Genomic DNA, 4,860 nt, shown 5'->3' with positions numbered 1-4,860 from the left:
TGGTATTTGTCAACAGGCAGCTGGGCACGTCAAAAATGAATTCTTCAATCTTTGGAGAAGCCGTATTTGGAGTGATACAACTGAAACTCGGCAGCATATTCAAAAGCAAAAGCTTCCGCTGATACGGAAGCTTTTGCTTTTTATACCATTATGATTATATACTATGATTATGAATTTGCCGAGCGGATATCTAATCCCTGTAATACTGCTGAAGATAGCATCTTGCAATGAAATCATGATTCCTCTCCACGAGAGAGTTATCGTCGGTTCCCGGAAATACCGCATCAGGCAGCCAATGGTGTTCAAACGCGAATTTCACAAGATCCGCAGGACATCTCCCTCTGACAGTCAGAAAATCAAATGCGTTTCTCCTCGCATAGCCGCGGTCATATAAAGGATTGTCCGGATCAGCTATGCATCTCGCGGCATTACGGGCAACAAGCATTCCTCGCCGGGGATTCACAAGAACAACAAAATCACAATCATTTTTCAATACCGGAAGGTGTTCCTGATTTTTATCCCAGTCCATGTTGTCGATAAAGAACCGGTTCATCTCTTCATAGTCTTTGAAGTACTGAATCCGCTTGCCTCCTGTAGCTGCGATAAATTTCTCATAATAGGGATGAACACCCTTGTCTGACACTCTTTCAGACGGAAGTTTTCCCTCCAGAATAAGCTGGAGCCACTCGGGTATAAAAAAAGCGAGCGGACCTGTCGGGTCTTCCATCATCGATCTCTCCATGCGATTGTGGAGCTTTGTCACATCATCGCTTTGCATCAGTTCCGGATCTGACATTATCTCAGTCAATGTAAGCCCGAATGCCGGAGTCATAAGATAACAATGCAGAAAAAGCCATGATCCGAAATGATATATGGCTTCCTTGTCCTCGGGGTCATTCAATTCCAGTCCTCTCGCGAGATTGTACCCTTCCGGTTCAGGAGCCTCCTCATATATCGATTCAAGGTAGTCGAACGCACATGAGGCGAGTTCCATTATTTTTTCGTCATGAGGATAAATCTGCCGTTTCTCCTCGCAAGACATTGCTATTACATACCACGTCAGGAATCTGACATCCTCGGCATTCAGTTCATAATCGACATATTCGTCAGTGTCGTCTTGAAACGGAACCGAATATCCATACATACGTCTGTTGGCATCTACAAACGAACGCCAGATGCCCGCATCGGCTATGATATCCTGAAAATAACCAGACAGACACATCGCAAAACGTTTGCCTGTGCCTTCCGGCAACTCCTGCCCTATAACTGAATCATTATATTTTTCAAGCAGACAGCTGGCAACATCAAAATAAAACCTGTCAGTCGGCGACTGTCGGGGGAAGTCCGGTTGCCTGAACATAAAATCCCTTATATCCAGCGTTTCCATTCCTTTCATTTAAAAATGGATATGACATCGGAAACCGTCATCTTTTCCTGGGTGCCGGAGACCATATTCTTAAGCATGATGGAACCATCTTCAAGTTCGCTTTCTCCGACTATGGCTACAAACGGTATCTTCTCGGCATCGGCAAGCGCCATCTGCTTCTTCAACTTCGCCGTATCAGGATAAAGTTGAGCCGCAATTCCGGCATCACGCAATTCTTTTACATATTTCATAGACTGCAAGGCTTCTGCCTCACCGAAATTCACAAACATCACCTTCACCGATTCCGAAATCTCCTCTGGATACAGGTCCAGCTGATTCATCACATCATAGATTCTGTCTGCTCCAAACGATATGCCGACACCCGACAGTCCGGGCATTCCGAACACACCGGTGAGATTGTCGTAACGTCCGCCTCCTGTTATGCTGCCTATGGCAACATCAAGAGCCTTGACTTCTATTATCGTTCCGGTGTNATAGTTGAGACCGCGCGCAAGCGACAGATCTGCTTCTACCACACACTTGTGACCTAACGCTTCGATTCCGGCAAGAACCNGACGCATCTCATCCACACCNTTGATACCCTCTTCTGAATTTTTCAGAATATCAGCCATCACTGCGAGTTTATCGTCATTGCTGCCATTCATTTCAAGAATCGGACGCAACTTCTCTATGGCTTCTTCCGTCAGACCCTTCTCGCGAAGCTCGGCATTCACATTGTCGATGCCTATTTTGTCAATTTTGTCGATTGCTACGGTTATATCCACAATCTTGTCCGATGCACCGAGCGTCTCGGCTATACCACTTAGTATCTTGCGGTTGTTTACCTTGATTGCTATATTTATCCCAAGATTGGCGAACACAGTATCAATAAGCGACAGCAATTCGATTTCATTATTTAGAGAATCCGAACCTACAACATCTGCGTCACATTGGTAAAACTCACGGTAACGCCCTTTCTGCGGACGGTCAGCCCGCCATACAGGCTGAATCTGAAATCGTTTGAACGGCATCTGAAGGTCATTGCGGTGCTGAACCACAAAACGCGCGAACGGCACAGTAAGGTCATAGCGAAGTCCCTTCTCGCACATTTTGCTGGCAAGATGTGGAACGTTGCGTTCCTCTATTTCCTCATTTGAGATAGACTTCAGGCAATCTCCTGAATTAAGGATTTTAAATAGAAGTTTATCTCCTTCCTCTCCATATTTACCCATCAATGTTGACAGGTTTTCCATGGCAGGGGTCTCAATCTGCTTGTAGCCAAAAAGTTTGAAAGCCTGCTTGATTGTATCGAAGATATAGTTGCGACGCGCCATCTCAATCGGAGAGAAGTCGCGGGTTCCTTTGGGAATGCTGGGTTTCTGAGCCATTTTATCGCGGTTTATTAGCTGTTTGAATATTTACGCGAATTTACAAAAAGTTCTTGACATTTTTAAAACATAAATATTAATTTTGCATAACAATCCGTCAAATTTACGTTTATTGGTTTTCATATATGTATCATATCATATTTTCAGAGAAGATAAGGAATGCCGCGCCAGGACTAAGGGTGCTTGCAATAGAAGCTGCCGTTGAAAATCCTCCTACACCGGATTCACTATGGCTCGACATAGAAAAAGAAAATGAGACAATCAGGAATAACTGCCCGTTAGAGTCGGTCAACAAACGTCCTGCCATCGCTGCAACCCGTGCCGCATATAAAAAATTGGGTAAAGAACCAAACAGATACCGTCCTTCGGCTGAGGCTCTATGCCGACGGGCAGTAAACGGCAAAGGGTTATACCGCCTCACAACCCTTATAGATTTCATAAATCTGCTATCCATGAAAACAGGACACAGCATCGGCGGCTTTGATGCAGACAAGATTGTTGGTGAAGTCCTTACACTTGATTCAGGACATCACGAAGAAGAGTTTCATGCCATCGGACGTGGTCTGCTCAATATTGAAAACTTGCCGGTATACCGGGATGCAATCGGAGGTATCGGAACGCCCACAAGCGATGAAGAGCGCACGAAGCTAACTCCCGAAACCAGTCACCTCCTGATGCTGATAAACGTATACGATAAAACCGAAGACATTGAGGCTTTAAGAAAACTGACCCTCGACCTCTTCCAGACCCACTGCAACCCAAGATCCATCAATACCTCGATTACCTCAATATGATTGTGCGAGAACAAGTCTCACCACAATCAATGAAAACTTGTCTAAACAAAATTAGAATTCAACCGACAGGCGCACATTGAACTGGCGACGGGTCAAGTAGTTCGGGACGGCATATTGTATGCTGTTGACGTCGGTCACCCAATAATAGCTGCTGACATTGCTTATGTCAAGTAAGTTGAAACAGTCAAGACCTAAAACGACGCTGCGAAAATGGCGCCATATGTTATAGGGGCGCACCCCATTTGTCGGTGCACCTACAAGCTGATAGCTGACACCTATGTCCAGTCGTTTGTAGGCGGGAGCGCGAAAATAAGACTCAGCGCGACTCCTGTGGGGTGCGGTCATTGTGAGACCGTCAGCAAAGATGCCTCGCAGACTGAATTTAAGTTTCGGAAATTTAGGGAAATAATCAGTAAAATACAGACTCACCGAATACCGTTGGTCGCTCGGAAGCGGCACTTTCTTTCCATCAAGAGTCTGCTGTGTCTTCATCAGAGAGAAACTGAGCCAGGAATCCGAGCCTTCCACAAACTGACCGAAAAGTTTAAGGTCGAGTCCCGTGACAAACCCTTTGGAATCATTGACTCCTGAATAATTTACTTTCAGATTGTCATATTCATAAGATATCAGGTTCGACATGTTTTTATAATATACCTCCCCGGTGAGTTTGAAGGGACGGTTCATCGCCCGGAATGTATAATCGGTTCCGATAATGAAATGAAGACTTCTCGGTGACTTTATGTCGCTGTTCAGTTCTATCGCATGGTTCCCCTCTGAATCCGTAACGCTCTTTCTGAATTCCTTATAAAACGGAGACTGGTAATAGAGTCCGGCTGCGGCGCGGAAATTGAAGCTGCTGCCCGTTGGCGTCATTGAGAAATTCACGCGGGGAGAGACTAAGAATTCTTTGTTGAAATCCCAATATGATAATCTTACACCTCCGTTAACTGTCATATAGGCTTTGTCGGTATCGATATAATATGCGTCTTCAGCGTAGGCGGAAATTCTATTGGCGGCAAGGTTATGATTGGAAGAAAGGTTATAGACAAGATGCACGCCATCAGGTAATGTCGGCAATGAATATCCTGCCGAATCACGCCATTCCCATTCTTTTGTGCGGTCGCGGAAACTCTCTCGTCTGTAATCCACGCCATATGAGATATGGTTCCCCTTTATGCGCGTCTCTCCTTTTATAAACAACCGGAATACAGAAGCTTTCAATCTGTTGCGCGAATGCTCCATATATTTTCCGACACCGAGTTCACCGCCGATTCCTTCGCTGCCGGATGTGCCTGCCTGATTAAGCCAATAT

At 45.3% G+C, this 4,860-nt stretch carries 4 protein-coding genes; 1 reads left to right on the top strand and 3 read right to left on the bottom strand.

Features of this window, described 5'->3' with window-relative positions; translation table 11 throughout:
* Positions 1–190: 190 nt before the first annotated feature.
* Complete coding sequence (locus JX312_RS09270) at positions 191–1,387, bottom strand: DUF3843 family protein (protein WP_204457796.1); 1,197 nt, start codon at positions 1,385–1,387, stop codon at positions 191–193.
* Between the two features lie 5 nt (positions 1,388–1,392).
* Positions 1,393–2,754, bottom strand: coding sequence for a histidine--tRNA ligase (hisS, locus tag JX312_RS09265; protein WP_204457795.1), 1,362 nt, complete (start codon positions 2,752–2,754; stop codon positions 1,393–1,395).
* Between the two features lie 125 nt (positions 2,755–2,879).
* Between hisS and JX312_RS09260 the strand changes: the two genes are divergently transcribed.
* Positions 2,880–3,548: a B3/4 domain-containing protein gene (locus JX312_RS09260; RefSeq protein ID WP_204457794.1), complete on the top strand. Its 669-nt coding sequence runs from the start codon at positions 2,880–2,882 to the stop codon at positions 3,546–3,548.
* 51 nt (positions 3,549–3,599) lie between these two features.
* Here the strand turns inward: JX312_RS09260 and JX312_RS09255 are convergent.
* A partial coding sequence (locus JX312_RS09255; RefSeq protein ID WP_239653877.1) for a TonB-dependent siderophore receptor occupies positions 3,600–4,860 on the bottom strand: 1,261 nt, incomplete at its 5' end.

Source organism: Barnesiella sp. CU968 (genome assembly GCF_905219685.1).
Classification (GTDB): Bacteria; Bacteroidota; Bacteroidia; order Bacteroidales; family Muribaculaceae; genus Lepagella; species Lepagella muris_A.
The sequence above is the reverse complement of the archived record's forward strand: the minus strand, read 5'-3'. Positions and strand labels throughout refer to the sequence as shown.